Source organism: Shewanella sp. MEBiC00475, assembly GCF_005234075.1.
In the GTDB taxonomy this organism is placed as follows: Bacteria; Pseudomonadota; Gammaproteobacteria; order Enterobacterales; family Shewanellaceae; genus Shewanella; species Shewanella polaris.
The window spans coordinates 3891460-3908009 of sequence record NZ_CP039928.1 but is presented as its reverse complement, the minus strand read 5'-3'; the positions used below and the strand labels follow the sequence as shown (position 1 = coordinate 3908009).

The following is a 16550-nucleotide window of genomic DNA, read 5'->3' as shown; positions in this document are numbered from 1 at the left end:
ACTTAATCTCTATTTATTATATATTTTAAAAAAATTGGGACAATTTTCACTCCATCAACAATATAACGTTTAAACAGTCTCCTAGGTGATTGGAGCAATCTAAATAACCATTCTAAAGATAACTTTTGAATTATCTTTGGAGCACGTTTTTCTTCGCCACTTAAAAATAAAAAGGATGCGCCAACACATAATGCAACACCAGTAGCACCAGCCGCTTTTAGTTTAATTGATAAGACTTCTTGTCTTGGGGAACCAACACAAATAAATATTATTTTCGAAGGGTTATTTAAAATAAAATCTATGCACTTCTTTACTTCAACAGTATCATCAATAAATCCCATTGGAGGATTATAATGATGTAAAGACATTAGATTATACTTATCGCTAACAAATTTAATCGTTTCATCAGAAGCACCAATAACAGATATTGGATAATCATTACACGGTAAACTTTCGATTAGCTCCCTTGTTAAGTCACTGCCAGGGATTACACCACCTATATCTACATTAGCAATTTTCGATAATAAATTTAAAATGCGACTATCATTGACTGTAATGTTAGCTTGTTGATATATTTTTTTAAAATCTGTATTTGAATTCAATCTTACAACATGATCGACATTGGGTGTCACTACAGTGATATATTGCCCTCTAAAATCGATAATTAATGAAACCAAACTTTCAATAGTGAATTTATTAAAGTAAACACCTAAAAAAACAGCCTTGTTTGAAAAATCCATTTAAACTTTCCTAATAAAAAAATCTGATATTTTAATTTTATTGGATAGTAAAAACACTAATCCAACTAAAAATTTTCGTAAGGTAATTAATAGCAAAGGGATTGACTTGAAATAATGATTTTTCAAAACCCCAAAAGAGCCTTTAAAGTAACGATATCTAAACTCAGCTATTGGATCTCTATGTCCAATTAAATCACTATTATTAAATACAATATTTTTAGCTAAAAGCATTGCCCTGATAGCGAAGTCGGTATCCTCCCCTCCATTATTAATGCTACCAACACCAAACTCTTCATTAAATACTTTAAGTTGGCTAATAATGTTGCTTTTGTAAATTGTAGTATTTGAAGAAGCATTTTTAACTAATTTATAAGTAGTGTGACTTTCATTTAAACTGAAATTATTTATAGGTTTAGAGGAGAATTTTGTATAAAAAATATCTACATCATCCGTTTCCGCTAACGCTTCAAAGCAACCCCAAAATTCAGATGGATACCAACAATCATCATCGGGGAATGAAACATATTCATAATCAGCTATTAAATCTAAATATTCACTTATTAGAAAATTTCTTGCTTTAGATAATGACATAATATCTTTGACATAAAATGCATTTACTGAATGATTCTCTGAACTATTCAATAACTTATTATCTAGAGTGTAATTTTGAAATAAGACCGCATGTTCAAAGAAAACAGATTTTTTTTGTAAAGACAAACTATTAGTGAGTCTCAGAAAGTCTGAGTAATTTTCTTCATTATATAAACATGTAGTTAACAGTAACACTTTCATAAATTAGTACCTAGATAAAAAACTGGAGAATCAAAAACAAACTTGATAAACGTACCACTATAATAATATGTCGTATAAGTAAGTTTAAGATTAAAATAAATAAAAGCTAGTGATGTAGAAATTAATAGTATAAAAAAATCTGCACTCTTGTATCTTATTAACTTTGAACTTAAAAAATTTAGTAAAATAAAGTACACTAGCCACTTAAACGAATCATAAAAAGTTAGAAACCTTAAGGGTAAAAAAGAACTAGCATATGAAAAAGACAATGCAATAAAAAATATGAATATAAATTTATATATGTGACGATACTTAGAATCATAAAAAAAAACTATTATTCCACTTAAAAAGAACAAGATAAAATCTAATAGTTGTAACGCTAAACCTCTTGATTGATCCTGTAAATCCTCATAGTCACCACTTATTTTAAAGTATAACAATATATAAATAAAAGATAAAATACTGCTGGTAAAAACAACTACTTTATATGACAAATAATTCAAATTATACAAGCAAAACAAAAATATCAAAGCTACAACTATAACAGTTGAATTATGAGTAAAAATAGATATTACACAGAAAAATAAGCAAAGCTGTGGTTTTTTTACATACATAAAATAAAATGAAAGAACTACAAAAGAGCTAGCAACTTGTTGCCGTATCATATTATATGCATTGCCGAAATCATAAAAAACTAACATTTGAAACAAAACTAATGACAAACAAATTAAAACGGGGACTCGTTCAATTTTACATATATTAATAATTACAAATGTAGGAACTAGATAAATAATGCTATGTATCATAGTTATATAAAAAGGATAATATCCATTAGTTAATTTACTCGAAGCATATACCAGTAAATGATAAAATGGTTCGCTTGATTTTAATGTGACGGTAGCTAAGTTATCATCTTGGAAAGCACTAAAAAAACCTAGTTGATAGTCCGAAAAGTTTTTAAAGTAAGAGTAATACCATAAAAGATCATTACCTTGATAAAAAAAATCTTTATTGAAATTAATAACAACAAAAAACATTACAAGAGCTATTGGAAGTGTTTTTATGAACTTGTAATCATTTGTATAGATGACTAAAATAGTACAACAAATAAAAGAAAAGAATGGTGCAGCGAAAGAGAAAACAAAAATAAACATGTAAAAAAATAATAAAGAAATATTCTTATTATTTGCTTCACCGTAATACTCTTTACTGTCTAAAATCTTTTCCACTTATCGTTTACCCTTGAGTTTATAAGCAAATCTTTTAATAAAAAATGGTAAGCCATCAACAGTTTTTAACGCATAAAAAAACGATTTAACAATAATAAATAAATTACTCTTATTATCCTGTATTGAATTTAAAAACCTTTTAGTACCAATAAATCTTTTTATAAAGGTATCGAGTCTTGGCATGACAATAAAATAGAAACATAAATAACTTTTTCTATCACTTATTACATTATTCAGGCGGTTAAACTCATTAGGTTTTAAATCAATTTCGTTAAGCAACTTAAATTCATATTTAAATCTAAATTTAACTGTTTGGTATGAACAAGCTTTATTAGATATTCTGTATTCATCATGATCTACATGGATAAAAGCAGGCTTATCGAAATAACATACATTCAATTTAGACAAATGTATCTTTAACATTAGCACATGATCTTGATATTTTTTACAATTATCAAAACCACCAATCCTCAGTAAAGCTTCTCTCTTAGCCATGATCATAGGCGTATAACAGTTACCATCAAGAAGTAAATCAATTGGTGTTAAACCTCTAAAATAACAAAAAGGTAATTGATACTCTTTGCCATTAAATCTGGAGAACATGTCACTACAACAAATATCGAAATCAATCTGATTTTCAAAATACTCAAGCTTTTGTAATGTTTCTTCTACTAAAAGCATATCGTCATCATCAAGAAAGGTGACAACGGATGTTTTTGCAAGCTCTATACCTTTATTACGAGCTATACAAGCTCCAGAATTAGTGTCTAATGCATGATAAATTAAATTATCAGTGTAATCAGAGGTAATACTATCAATTAGTTTTTTAGTTGCAATTTGATTATCCGTATTCAAGCCATTATCATCAACAATAACAATAAATACCTCAGGATGTAAGCAAGAATATATTGATTGTAAAATTTTATCAGACCTTCCATACGTAGGTATTACAACTGTTAATCCATTTAATATATCTGTTTCTAACAACATTTTACTTCCCAGACTAAGATAATGTTTTAAAACACAAATTGATAAAAAACTACTGACTTTAATTAATAACAATAATAAAGAGAATTATAACGCCAACTAATGTAAGAAGAATATTTTTTAGTGTATTAAAAACGCCAGAAGGTAATAAACTACGGCCCATAATATAATAGCATTGAATGTAATTAATAAATGAACAAGCCACTATTGCCCAGCAGAGTAATTGCAAATCATTTGTCCATACGCCTATTATAATACCTGTAACATTTGTAAAAAATGAAAACATGCCACACTTTAACATTAAATCAGCGCGTCCAGCCGCTTGATAAAAGCCACCACTGGTGCTCATTACAATTTGAATAGGAATTGATACAGCTAGAATTTTCAATAGTGGCGAAACTTCTCCCCACTGCTCACCGAGTAAAAATAGAACTATATAGTCAGATAGGTAAAAGATGCTAAAACCGACAATCAATCCTAATATAGACACATAACGTATAAATTTATTATGAAGTTTTTCAAATTCATGCAAATCATTTTTTAATTCTTTCATTACTGGTTGTATTGCTGGTGACATTGCAAATGTAAGTAACAGTAATGGGTAGCGCATTAATTGATATGCTTTGTCATATATACCTAAGCTTGCTGTTCCTAGATACTTACCTACTAAAATATTATCTAAATTTCTTGAGAAATAGTTTAAAAAATTAAAACCAGCTTGATGCTTTGAAAATGCTAATATTTTCTTAATAGAAGATAACTCCTTACCAAAACTAGGCATGCCTATTTCAGTTTTACTTGAGCTAACTAACACTAATATAAAACGAATAAATGCCACTGTTAGTGGTTTCAATGACAATGCCCAAATAGGGTCCATAAATTTAGTCGAAATCAATATAACAATGATTGATGTGATTTCAGCGACACCTTCACATCGGGCTATAGTTATAAATTTTTTATCACGATTAAATGCTGATAAAGGTACAATGGCAGCAGTGTTGAAAATAATACCTATTGCAACAGGGATAACAAGTAATTGGTAAATTTCATTATTATAAAACCAAGAGATCAAAGGGGATAGCGCGAAAAATAAAATAGCAACTACAACACCTAATATCCACGTAAAACTATAAATACCATTACGCATGTTTTTCGAAATGTTAGTTTCATTAACTAATGCGGGTCCAAAACCCATTTCACTGACTAAAGCAAAAAAAACAGCAAAAACTTGAATTATAGCAAATATACCAAATATTTCAGGGGTAAAAACTCGGGCTAACACAATCATAGAAATTAGCTGTATAGCATAAACTAAGTAGCGTCCAGTCATACTATGCAATATTGACTTTATAAGCTTTTTATCTATTGTTAAATCTGACATCAAACACTCTTCAAATGATAAATATTATATTATTTATAATATTCAATGCTTTTTTAAAATATCGTAAATTCTACGTAAAACTGTTATTTTGGATAGTTTATAGCGAACTTTAGATAAAAAATATTTTTTGTTTTTAAATCGCTTAAGTCCACCAGGCATAACCATCATATTTTCATCAACACAAAAAACAAACTTATTAGAGCGATTGGCTATTTCAATAGCTTGATTAATATCACTTTCAACAAAAAGAGAACAATCACTACTTTTATAAAAATTAGCTTTGTGAGCATAATAGTCAGTTTGAGCTAACCTTTCTTTTTTATTAGTTAAACCCAACATAACTAGTTGGTTAAATTTAACTCCATGTTTAGCTAACCAAGCTTCTGTTTGAACACGATACCTCTCTAATCGATTTGTCACTAAAAAATCAACTTTCTGGGTAGGAATAAACCTCGGTTTTGCATTAATTAAAAAGTCAATATATTTTTCACCATCATCGTTCTGTTCTTCAGATGGGTCGTAGCAAAGTACACCATCAATATCGAAACATGAATTATTAACGACTGGATGATGATATATATTCCATTCAAATACTCTTGGAGGTTCTACTTTGGTAAGTATAATATCAACACTTTCGTGCTCTTTATCACTTGAATATACCGCTGCTGTTAGAATTTCACCTTTAAAAGTAGATGGGATTTTCTCAATAGCATCACGCATTGATTTACCAGATAGGACACTGTCATCTATCAGTAGTATTTTTTTCGCTTCATGTGCTTTAACAATATTAGATTCGATATCTCGAGTAATACCTTTGCACAGTTTTTCGTTTCTAATAAAAGCAGGTAAATCTATACAGTGAACATTAAGCAATAATGACACCATATATGAAGGTACCATTCCACTTCGAGGAATACCTACAATTAAATCAAATTTTTGGTAGTTCAACCTATGGACATTATTACTAATATCACGACTTAAGCTACTGTAAGATTTATATATCATCGTTAACCCCAAGTACAAATAAAATAACTTCATATCATTATAATGTTGTTAAATATTATATTGACAAATAAAAATCATTAGCCTTTATATTTTTTATTGTTAATAGATAGCTTTTCACTAAATAAACGTCGATATATTTTTTTTGGGCTTGAAAGGTATCCAATATAACTTTCAGGAAATAACCGCACGTGCCCTTTATTATAACTTTGCAATACAGATTTAAATTCTGCGTATGAAATAGTAAATTTGGATTTTTTAACTAGAGAAAAAACAGAGTCTTTCTCAACATTGATATTATTGTCGTAAATATATTTAGACTCAGCTAATGACACCATTAGTCTAGAGCTTAAGACTTTTTTTGAAAAATTGACGGTTAACGTACCAACACCTCTTGTAACACAATAGAATGTTTCCTCTGAAGCTAATATTCTTGCTTTACTTGCTGAAATTAAAGAGAACATTACATCATTTGATGCAATGACTTGATCAAACTTATACTTATTATCAACTATATATTTACGTAGAAAAACTTTACTCCATGGGACATAATACTTATAACGAATATTTTGATTATTTCCTATTAAATAATCATCAATAAGTTTTGAGTATGGTATATGCCTATCGGATTGTTCTCCAGTAATTAAACATCGACTTGTAGGTTTAAAATAATATATATCAAAATCATCTCTGTTTATTTTCGAATCTAAAATGTCAAATGCACCATTGACAAAATAGTCATCTGAATCACAAAATAAAAGGTACTTACCAATTGCTTTTTTTAAACCAATATTTCTTGCCGAACCTGCACCTTTAACTCCTGAATCATTTAAATACAAACTCATTGAAAATTTATTACTTTTAATCATCAGATTTTTTAACTGATTTAAAACTTTAAGTTCACTATTATCATCGACTATAATTATTTCTAGATCACTTCTTTGTGGTATAGATAAAATTAAATTAATTATACCTTGAAAGTTATTATAATGTGGAACAATAATTGTGTACCGAACAACCATAAAAAATTACCTTCAATACAATTAAATTAAAAAAGCTTATTCATCTCACTTAATACTATATGGTTAGAACATTCCCTTAAAACTTCATTTATAACGATACGAGGTTCAATATATTTAGCATCAACTTCTTCATTAAGTTCAGAGACAAAGCTAAATTTATTTTCACAAAAATCATAAAACTCACTCTTGAACATTAAAACATTAGCTCCAAATGTTGCTGCATGGTAAAAAACTCCACTAACAATCATAGATTTATCATCATGAGGTAAAATAACGAACTTAGTGTTACTTATCATAATACCTAAGTCATTTTCAGATAAGAATACATTCTCTATATCTACATCAAGCTGTCTTTTTAAAATAATAGAGATCAACTCCTCATACAAAGCCTGCTCTTTACAGGAACCTCTAATTACTAATTTTTTATTTACTGGCCAGAAACTTAAAAGCTTTACCAAGCCTTTATATCTAGATATAACTCCAAAATATAAATAATCTATTTTACGTGACTCTATCAGAAATTTATTAATGTTAATATATAATGGATGTGGTATATATTTGTACCCAAGGATATCTCTATGTGTAACTTTCTCATCGCTTATATAATAAAGAAAAAAACAAAAGAACCTATAAACATATGGATTATGTTTATCATGTGGTTTAAAATTGTGTCTTATCCATATTACTTTTCTAAAAATTATTTTTATTATTAAAATATATAAAAACCTATAAATTATCTTAAAAAAATTCCCTCTAAGTGAGGTTTTATCTTCAAACCAATTTAAGATAATAATAGACTCTTTATAAATTTTCATCTGTGATAAAAATGTCTTAAAATCATTCACTTCCGGCATAGATTCTACTTTATGATTTACAGACAAAATACCCTTTATATTAGAAATATAACTATTAACTGACTCACCAGGTAAATAATAAATTCTCATAAAACCTTTGACTATTAATTAAAATTCATATTAAAGTTTAATAAATCATTGCCAAACAAATCTCTGGTATACACTTTCCCAGCAACATCATTTAATTCATCGGCAATTCTATTACCACTTGCTGTAACTTAACAAATTCTTCTGCGACACTGTTGTAATGAGGAATAATTATAGAGTAATTAATACCAATAATTTAACCTCTCAATCTCTTTAACCCTAGATTTATACGATATAGCCCGAACAAAAATAAGCAAGAAAACAATATAATTGAAATAAACAAATTTAAAAAATCAGCTTTGACGTACGTTAAAACCAAATAAGATATAAATATAAAAAACAAATAACGACATAACAACTTCAAGGAAGTCTCTAGCCTAGATATATTAAATAATTTCTTCCTAATCTGTACGCATGCATAAGAGCAGGTTACTATCAACAGGAACGATATAACAAATACAATATTCATCATTTTATCAAAATAAAAAAATGATGCGTAAAGTATAGGTATAAATATAAAAAAATTAACTAAAGAAACTCTAAATTGCAAATTAGATTTATCTGCACTGTTCCAAAACCCACCATTAAAAGATGTAACTATCTGTATTGGTAATGATATAGATAATATAGATATTATAGGTGCTACATCAATCCAAGTTTCACCGAGAATAATTTCTACTATAATCTCAGAATTCAATTGAATAAAGATCGATATTATAAAGCCGATATATATTAAATTGTCAAAATAATATTATAACATTTATTTGCAAAACCAACGTCAAATCCATTAAGTGCTAATGAAGGCTGAATAGCAGGACTGACTGCACTTGTCAGTAATTGTATAGGGTATTTCATTAAGGAATATGATTTTTCATATACCCCTAATGTAAATGCATCGAAAAACTTCACCATTAATAGATTATCTAAATTTCTAGAGAAATAATTTAAACAATTAAATCCGAAACTGTTTTTCATAAAGTCAATAATACTAGACACACCTGAGAAATCTTTTGATATTGAGTAAGCAACACCGCTAATTTTATAACAATAAATGTAAAAAAATATAAATGTGCATAATGGTATTGTTAAAAATTTTAAAGAAAGTAACAAAGCACTATCTTCAGAGTAAGTGAAATATATTAACCCAAGCGTTATCAATTCCGATATTATTAATGAAACAGAAATAAGATAGTACTTTGAGTTTAGATATAGCAATGACTTAGGTACAGTAAGGATTATATTAAAAAAAACACCAATAGACATAAAATAAACAATCCCAACATCATAATTTATATTGGAAAATGATAAAAAAAACTCACAGATAAAATAACTAATTATTGTTGATACAAAAGCAACTAGAATTGAAAAGGTAAACACGCCATTAATCTGTTTAGTTGATAAGGTATTTCTAGTGATAAGACTAGTTGTAATTGTCCCTTCTGATACAGTTATAAAAAAAATATTAACAGCAAGTAATAATGCAATTACGCCTTGAGTTTCTGGTGAAAAAAATCTTGCGTAAAATATTAGTGATACGACCTGGAAAACATAAGTGAGGTATTTTGAACCTAAACTTTTAATTAAATTTTTTTTTAAATTTATTGCTCTATTACTCATACATATATTCAACTATTCTAAAAACTAAAACACCTAACTGCTTCATACATTCTTGCAAATGAAATATTTTTATCATATGTTTTTTTGAAATCTATTTGTAGATCATTAAAAACCATGCTTTCTAATTGTTTCTTATTGAAAAAGTCTTTTTTATCTTTTAAAAAATATGCACATTCAAAACCAGAGGGATTATATGAATACCCAAACTTTGATAACTCTACTTCTTTAAGAAATGACTCATCTGTTATAACTTCAACGATTCTTTTATATTTATTACTTTTAAAAAAACTACTATTAGGGCACTTTTGCCTTATTAAGGCTAGTGGTACACAATTAAAAGCATGATAGCCCACTGAGTGACTTCTTTTATTTAACTTTTCTCTACCCAAAAAACGTTCTATTTTCTTTAAATAATGTTTAATTGTACTTTTTAGGTTTATTTTTACGTTATAACTAACAGAATCATGGTAGATAACCCCATCAGAGTATATTTCAACATTTGGAAGTATTTTATCTATGAATTTTAATGATAACTCTGCAGGTTTTGATCCTTGACCGAATAACAGGCCAACATATGCAAACCATAATTGTTGATTAAATGTACCATGGGGCATAGATGAACTTGAACCGTCAACATTTAATAAATGCCAAGCAGAATATTTTTCATTCCAAATATGTTGGTTAAATACTTCTAATGCTAAATCGTAACAATCACTTCTATTTAAAGTTTTTGATGCATAAAGTAATGATTCGATAACCCAGGCTTGACCTACAAGGCCATTAGAAAAGTCTTTTTCAGGATTTTTTCGGTTAAAAAAAGCACCTGACATAGGCCTCGCTTCATTCGACAAAAGAAAATCAATCGCTCTAGATGCTTTACATCTATACTCTTCTAGACCATTTATAGTTAAAAAGCATAATGAGATCAGTGAGTGCGATGTAGTACGGATACTTGTTTCTTCATCATCATGTGGACCATTTCTACCAGATGGAAAAGTTCCATCTTCATTTTGAATAAAATTATTTTTGAATAAGTTGTCTAGTATTGTAATTAATTTTTCTTTGTTTAAAGTTTGTATATCTATCATTAATCATTCCCAAATAAATCTCTGGTATAGACTTTCTCAACAACATCACTTAACTCATCAGCTGCTCTGTTTGACACGATCACATCCGCATCGACTTTAAATTGTTCGAGGTCACTGTATACTTTTGAGTTATAAAATTCAGCTTGTTCCATAACAGGCTCATAAATGATCACCTCTACCCCCTTAGCTTTTATACGCTTCATGATCCCTTGAATACTCGATGACCTGAAATTATCTGAGCCAGACTTCATGATTAAACGATAGATACCGACTACTTTAGGATTTCGCTTTAAAATTGACTCAGCAATAAAGTCTTTACGCGTGGTATTAGAGTCTACAATTGCACTAATTAAGTTATTGGGTACATTGGCGTAATTAGCACGCAATTGTTTAGTATCTTTTGGCAGACAGTAACCACCGTAGCCAAATGATGGGTTGTTGTAGTGATTACCGATACGTGGGTCTAAACAAACACCATCGATAATTTGTTTACTGTCTAGTCCGTGTGTTTCAGCATAAGTGTCTAATTCATTGAAATAAGCAACTCGCAATGCTAGATAGGTATTTGAAAACAGCTTAACTGCTTCAGCTTCTGTTGAATGAGTGAATAATACTTGAACGTCTTTTTTTATTGCACCTTGCAATAATAAATTAGCAAATTTTTTGGCACGTTCACTTAATTCACCCACGATAATACGTGAAGGATATAAATTGTCGTGTAACGCTTTACCTTCACGAAGAAACTCTGGTGAGAATAGAATATTGTCACAATCTAACTCTTGTTTAATACGTTCAGTATAGCCAACTGGTACGGTTGATTTAATGATCATCACCGCACTAGGATTTATGCTAATAACTTCTTTTATGACCGATTCTACAGATGAGGTATTAAAGTAGTTCGTTGCTGGGTCGTAATCTGTAGGTGTGGCAATGATGACAAAGTCTGCGTCTTTGTAAGCCGAAGCTTTATCTATTGTTGCAGTAAAATTCAGCTCTTTGTTTACGAGAAAGTCTTCAATCTCAGTATCAGCTATTGGAGATTTTTTTTCATTTAGCATAGATATTTTTTGTTCAATAATGTCCACCGCAACCACTTCATTGTGTTGTGCCAGTAACATTGCATTTGATAAGCCAACGTAACCTGTACCTGCAATTGCTATTTTCATGTTGATGTAATTCCTGGTAATGCTAAAGAAAAAGTCATTTTAAGCACAAGACCGAATGAAAAGGATTCAAGGATCATGATTTTAGTCGCGAAGCGTTCTATCCGAAAAAAGACACGCTACCGCCACTAGATTGCAGCCTCTAGATTGCTGTGAAAACGTTCAAATTGTAGATTTAATGAGGTTTAGCGTTTCAGAACAACACTGTAGATTGGTTCCCACTTTGTGTTTTTCAAACACAAGTACTGGTGTTATAGGCGCTTTTATTGCTGTAAAAACATGGCCTAATTTACTACCAGTCACAGATGATTCAGCTCATGGCTTTACATCCAGAGTGATTTAATGGGAAACAATAGGAAGCAACAAAAAGATGAGATCACATCGGTAAACAAATGAGGAAAATCAAACGACTTTACCCCTATAACAGTTCTCGATGGCATCATGCCTTGTTTAAAATTTCCTTTTCTACGTTCTGTTCTTACGTCTATCCTTGCAATTAAGTTGTAACTATAATGTATACATTAAGTTAATGACAGTTTTTTGACGCATTTTTATTAAATACCATTTTTTTGATGATTTTCTTTATTTAAACCTAAACAGGTATATATTTACACCTTTAGTACTAGTTGCTAGAAGTATGTTTATGAAAAATTTACTTCTTTACGTTTGTTCACAAAATCGTCAGTCAACAATGTATAAAGGTACCATTTTGATTTCTATTTTTTGCACTACTATGTAACTTTATAGGCCACCTGCACTATTTTCGTGCTTAAGAAAAATCAAAGTATCATGTTGTAACGCATATCTACTTAAAACGATGAAGTAATATAAAATCATCATAAACAAGCATAAGCTCTTGTTTATAATGATTTTTATATACGCATAATTAGAGCCATCTGTTTTTTTATGATTATTTTTTAACAATTTAATTTCGAAATATGCTCATTAATAACCAAGTACTGCGGTTTATATAACAATTAGCGTGCCAATAAATTGACTCTGTCAAAAACTGTTAATGGCACGGGATTGACTAATAGGGTATCTTTAAGCAGATTAGCTTGATTATAGTTTCTAGCTTGGGAAGATGAGATCGCTAATTCAAGCATTAAAAACACGGTTACAGCGTCATTTTATTGTCACTTTGCAATTAACTAGCTTATGATAAGTATAGTTATTGTATTAATTTAGTAAAATTATAGTGGTATAATTAATTATCATATTCCATGGGATTCGCGTATTAAACTCGTTTTGCGTTACACAGATAGATATCGCCACTGTCTTGTTATGTCATTGGTGTTTTCGGCTGTGTGTATCGCCAATATAACCGACGATTTATTTACCCGTGATTTTTTTACGCAAGTCGAACAACGCTATGGCTCAGAGAGAATAGAAGATTTTAGTGACTGGCGTGACACTATAAATAAAGGCATTACATTGAGCGATTACGATAGGCTAAATTTAGCCAATCAGTTTGCTAATCGCAGGATACGTTTTGTGAGTGATAGCGACCATTGGCATAAAAGTGATTATTGGGCCACGCCGCTTGAATCATTAGGTACTAAAGGCGGTGATTGTGAAGATTTTGCCATTTTTAAGTATTTTACTTTAAAGGCTATGGGTGTAGATGAAAGCAAAATGCGCTTGATGTATGTGCGTGCATTATTGATTAACGAGCCTCATATGGTGTTGATTTACTTTGAAGACCCGAGAGCGATGCCTTTAGTGTTGGATAATTTAAAAACCAAAATTTTACCCGCTGACCAGCGCCGAGATTTAAAGCCTGTTTATTCATTTAATGGCCAAGGATTGTGGTTAGCAAAAGCACAGGGGCTAAGCAGTAATAAACCCACTAGCAGCGGCACAAAAAGTTGGACTGATTTAGTTAATCGAATAGAAAACGGTGAGTAATCGTTACAAAAGGATCTGGAGCAAACAATGTTTACAAAAGGAATGTCTTTGCGGCTACAGCTTTATTTGCTGATAGGTTGTTTATCTTTATTTAGCTTCGGCGCCGCGTTATATAATAATGTATCGAATATGCGTGGTTATTTAAATGAACAGTTAGCATCTCATGCGCAAGGAGCAGCGCACAGTTTAGGTTTATCTATCTCACCTTATATGGATGAAGAAGGTTTGGTGATTGCCGAGACAATGACTAATGCTATTTTTGATTCAGGCTATTACCAACATATTATTTTTACCAACCTTGACGGCAAAGTGCTATTTGAGCGCCATAATCCTCAGGGTAATTTTGCTGTTCCACTGTGGTTCATTAACTGGTTTACCCTGCATCCTCCGGTAATGACAAGTGAAGTGAGTGATGGTTGGCGTATTGCAGGTAAATTAGAGGTACAGTCGCATGCGGGTACCTCCTATAAGAGCTTATGGGATCATGCTGTGAGTACGTTTACATCAACATTGTTTCAACTTGTACTATCATTGATATGCGCTTATTTCATTTTAAAGGCAGTGCTCACTCCGCTTAATAGTATTGAGAAACAAGCTGAATCGGTGATCCAGAAACGTTTTACCTTAAATAAGATTAACCCTTTCACAACTGAACTAAGAACTGTTGTAAATGCCATTAACCGCATGGTTGAAAATATTCAACGTTCGTTTAATGAACAAACTACATTGGCTGAAGCTTTATCTAAAGAAGTCTACATTGACCCGCATACAGGTCTGCCCAATCGCCGTGCTTTGTTAAAGAAGTTTGAGTCGATTCAGGCTGAATATGAACAACACGGTAACCGTTTTTACTTAGGCTTATTGTCAATGACCTCTTTAAAACAGGTTAATGATAATGATGGTTATGGCAGCGGTGATGACTATATTTTATCTGGTGCGCAGCTTTTTAGTGAACAGATAAATAATTTGCAAGAAGCCACCTTATACCGTATTTCAGGCTCTGAGTTTGCATTTTTAAGCTTACTTACTGAAGAAGCGGCCAAAGAAGTTGATCAGAAAATGGCCTCTTGTATTTTGATTGAAAGCTCGTCGCGTTTTAGTAATGGCTTTGCAAAACACAGCCTCACCCGTGTAAATCACCAAGAAAACTTTGTTGATGTGGTTATGCGTTTAGATAACCAATTGGTTCATAATCAATATGCTGATAGCTCCAAAGGCTTGATTTCAGCACAGACAATGCAAAAAAATCATACCCGTGAAGAATGGGTTGGTATTTTGACTCAATTTACTGAATATTTTAAAAATGAGATACGTCATTGTAATAGTAAAGACTTTGCGATTAAGTGTATTCCATTAGATAAGATATTTGATTTAATGCTGCAACCTGTAGTCGATAAAACTCAATCTATTTTATATGTTGAATCATTTGTTCGCTTTAAAATTACCGGCGAAACGCTGTCGACATTAGATGTGTTTGCAATGGCTGAGCGTTTAGGAGTTTTGCAAGAGCTTGAGCAAGCAGTTGTGTGTTTTATTTTTTATAAATTGCAGCACATTGAACACACCCGCGTGGCTATTAATATTAGTAACCGCGCCTTACATAATCCTGTATTTACAGATTGGTTATTTGATTTGTACCAAAAAATGCATAAAACCCTTCCACCACTTTTGTATGAATTTAACGAATCTGGTGCGATGCTTTCTTTGGATTCTACAGATGCATTTATCCGTAAAGCCAAACAATTTGATATTGATATTGCTATTGAACGTTTTGGTTCAAGTTTAAGTTCGTTTTGTTACATAAGAAACTTAAATATTGATTTTATTAAGATTGATGCCAGTTATGTTCGTGACATAGCCGAGTCTGACACTCGTTTTTTTGTCCAAACCGTAACCCAAATTTGTCATGGTATTGGTATAAAGATCATTGCTCCCCAGGTAGAATCAGCTGTAATAGGTGAACTTTTTTCACTCATGAACATTGATGGTTTACAGGGTAATGGATTGTATGCTGTGCGCAATTTTAGTACAATAATTCCTGCAAACGCTACCCACTCATGGACATGTGCATTGCAGCTGAACGACTTTAGTCACTCAACCAATCACGAGGCAAGATAATGCGTAAAAATAAATTAACTCTGTTATTAGTTTCGGCATTAATGACTGCCGGTATGTCTACTGGTGCGATGGCGGCAGAAGAGTCGCTAACTGCTAGCACTCAAAATGTTCCGGTATCAGAAGCCGCAACGCAATTAGCAAATGCATTTATTGCAGCTAATGGCGATGAAGCATTGATTATCGAAGCAATACAAGCGGCTGTTACAGCAGGTATGACTCCAGACGATATTTTAGCTATTGCGATTGCTAACGGTATTGACCCTGCAATTGTTGAAGCAAACCTTGAAGAACTACAAACCGCAGCTGGCGGCGCATTTGGTGCCGCACCCTCGCCTGGTGGTCCAGGCTTTGGTGGTGGCTCAGGCGGCGGTGCAGGCACTATATCTAGCAACTAACTGCTAGAAATAGGGTTTATAACTAAGCTATAGTCCATAAAAAAAACAGCGCTAAATGCGCTGTTTTTTTATGTTTAATTCTTGGGCTGGGAAGTTAATCGCCAGCGGTAAAAAGAGGTAGCAAGTGATAACAGGCGAAAAAGCGAGAATTCAGTGACGTGAGGAAG

At 31.2% G+C, this 16550-nt stretch carries 14 protein-coding genes; 3 read left to right on the top strand and 11 right to left on the bottom strand.

The genetic code is table 11. The features are described 5' to 3' along the window. Positions 1 to 2: 2 nt before the first annotated feature. The 11 genes from FCN25_RS17355 to FCN25_RS17305 all read right to left on the bottom strand — a co-directional run bounded on the left by FCN25_RS17355 (position 3) and on the right by FCN25_RS17305 (position 11965). Entirely contained in the window at positions 3 to 740 is a 738-nt protein-coding gene (locus FCN25_RS17355; protein ID WP_137226656.1) for a WecB/TagA/CpsF family glycosyltransferase, read from the bottom strand. Further along, the gene (locus FCN25_RS17350) at positions 741 to 1532 is read right to left on the bottom strand and encodes a hypothetical protein (RefSeq protein WP_137226655.1); all 792 of its coding nucleotides are present in this window, start codon (positions 1530 to 1532) and stop codon (positions 741 to 743) included. Next, a complete protein-coding gene (locus FCN25_RS17345; RefSeq protein ID WP_137226654.1) occupies positions 1529 to 2761 on the bottom strand; it encodes an EpsG family protein in 1233 nt (410 codons plus the stop codon). The genes FCN25_RS17350 and FCN25_RS17345 overlap by 4 nt, the downstream gene beginning before the upstream one ends. After that, positions 2762 to 3751, bottom strand: a complete 990-nt coding sequence (locus FCN25_RS17340) for a glycosyltransferase family 2 protein (protein ID WP_137226653.1) — start codon at positions 3749 to 3751, stop codon at positions 2762 to 2764. Positions 3752 to 3809: 58 nt separating this feature from the next. Beyond that, positions 3810 to 5129 (bottom strand): lipopolysaccharide biosynthesis protein, encoded by a 1320-nt coding sequence (locus FCN25_RS17335; protein WP_137226652.1) that lies wholly within the window; start codon positions 5127 to 5129, stop codon positions 3810 to 3812. Between the two features lie 42 nt (positions 5130 to 5171). Beyond that, on the bottom strand, positions 5172 to 6134 hold the full coding sequence (locus FCN25_RS17330) for a phosphoribosyltransferase (protein ID WP_175405896.1): 963 nt from the start codon (positions 6132 to 6134) through the stop codon (positions 5172 to 5174). Between the two features lie 77 nt (positions 6135 to 6211). Further along, a complete protein-coding gene (locus tag FCN25_RS17325; RefSeq protein WP_137226650.1) occupies positions 6212 to 7153 on the bottom strand; it encodes a glycosyltransferase family 2 protein in 942 nt (313 codons plus the stop codon). A gap of 26 nt (positions 7154 to 7179) precedes the next feature. After that, positions 7180 to 8097 carry a hypothetical protein gene (locus tag FCN25_RS17320; RefSeq protein ID WP_137226649.1) on the bottom strand — a complete coding sequence of 306 codons (918 nt, stop codon included), beginning with the start codon at positions 8095 to 8097 and terminating at the stop codon, positions 7180 to 7182. A gap of 729 nt (positions 8098 to 8826) precedes the next feature. Next, positions 8827 to 9711, bottom strand: a complete 885-nt coding sequence (locus FCN25_RS17315) for an oligosaccharide flippase family protein (RefSeq protein WP_137226648.1) — start codon at positions 9709 to 9711, stop codon at positions 8827 to 8829. Positions 9712 to 9728: 17 nt separating this feature from the next. Further along, the gene (locus FCN25_RS17310; protein WP_137226647.1) at positions 9729 to 10799 is read right to left on the bottom strand and encodes a hypothetical protein; all 1071 of its coding nucleotides are present in this window, start codon (positions 10797 to 10799) and stop codon (positions 9729 to 9731) included. Continuing rightward, the gene (locus FCN25_RS17305; protein ID WP_137226646.1) at positions 10799 to 11965 is read right to left on the bottom strand and encodes a nucleotide sugar dehydrogenase; all 1167 of its coding nucleotides are present in this window, start codon (positions 11963 to 11965) and stop codon (positions 10799 to 10801) included. Before FCN25_RS17305 ends, FCN25_RS17310 begins: the two co-directional genes overlap by 1 nt. A 1281-nt stretch (positions 11966 to 13246) precedes the next feature. On the opposite strand from FCN25_RS17305, the gene FCN25_RS17300 reads away from it, so the two are divergent. From FCN25_RS17300 to FCN25_RS17290, 3 genes are read left to right on the top strand one after another with little or no spacing between them, the layout of a single operon-like run. Then, positions 13247 to 13870, top strand: coding sequence for a transglutaminase-like cysteine peptidase (locus FCN25_RS17300; protein WP_254693672.1), 624 nt, complete (start codon positions 13247 to 13249; stop codon positions 13868 to 13870). Between the two features lie 27 nt (positions 13871 to 13897). Continuing rightward, positions 13898 to 15988, top strand: a complete 2091-nt coding sequence (locus FCN25_RS17295) for a LapD/MoxY N-terminal periplasmic domain-containing protein (protein ID WP_137226645.1) — start codon at positions 13898 to 13900, stop codon at positions 15986 to 15988. Then, positions 15988 to 16383, top strand: a complete 396-nt coding sequence (locus tag FCN25_RS17290) for a hypothetical protein (RefSeq protein WP_137226644.1) — start codon at positions 15988 to 15990, stop codon at positions 16381 to 16383. Before FCN25_RS17295 ends, FCN25_RS17290 begins: the two co-directional genes overlap by 1 nt. The last annotated feature ends 167 nt before the right edge of the window (positions 16384 to 16550 follow it).

Excerpts from the sequence above, each read along its gene's own strand:
- FCN25_RS17290 (WP_137226644.1), top strand. The coding sequence starts at position 15,988 with ATGCGTAAAAATAAATTAACTCTGTTATTAGTTTCGGCATTAATGACT.
- FCN25_RS17325 (WP_137226650.1), bottom strand. The coding sequence starts at position 7,153 with ATGGTTGTTCGGTACACAATTATTGTTCCACATTATAATAACTTTCAA.
- FCN25_RS17350 (WP_137226655.1), bottom strand. The coding sequence starts at position 1,532 with ATGAAAGTGTTACTGTTAACTACATGTTTATATAATGAAGAAAATTAC.
- FCN25_RS17295 (WP_137226645.1), top strand. The coding sequence starts at position 13,898 with ATGTTTACAAAAGGAATGTCTTTGCGGCTACAGCTTTATTTGCTGATA.
- FCN25_RS17315 (WP_137226648.1), bottom strand. The coding sequence starts at position 9,711 with ATGAGTAATAGAGCAATAAATTTAAAAAAAAATTTAATTAAAAGTTTA.
- FCN25_RS17335 (WP_137226652.1), bottom strand. The coding sequence starts at position 5,129 with ATGTCAGATTTAACAATAGATAAAAAGCTTATAAAGTCAATATTGCAT.
- FCN25_RS17340 (WP_137226653.1), bottom strand. The coding sequence starts at position 3,751 with ATGTTGTTAGAAACAGATATATTAAATGGATTAACAGTTGTAATACCT.
- FCN25_RS17300 (WP_254693672.1), top strand. The coding sequence starts at position 13,247 with ATGTCATTGGTGTTTTCGGCTGTGTGTATCGCCAATATAACCGACGAT.
- FCN25_RS17305 (WP_137226646.1), bottom strand. The coding sequence starts at position 11,965 with ATGAAAATAGCAATTGCAGGTACAGGTTACGTTGGCTTATCAAATGCA.
- FCN25_RS17320 (WP_137226649.1), bottom strand. The coding sequence starts at position 8,097 with ATGAGAATTTATTATTTACCTGGTGAGTCAGTTAATAGTTATATTTCT.
- FCN25_RS17310 (WP_137226647.1), bottom strand. The coding sequence starts at position 10,799 with ATGATAGATATACAAACTTTAAACAAAGAAAAATTAATTACAATACTA.
- FCN25_RS17330 (WP_175405896.1), bottom strand. The coding sequence starts at position 6,134 with ATGATATATAAATCTTACAGTAGCTTAAGTCGTGATATTAGTAATAAT.
- FCN25_RS17355 (WP_137226656.1), bottom strand. The coding sequence starts at position 740 with ATGGATTTTTCAAACAAGGCTGTTTTTTTAGGTGTTTACTTTAATAAA.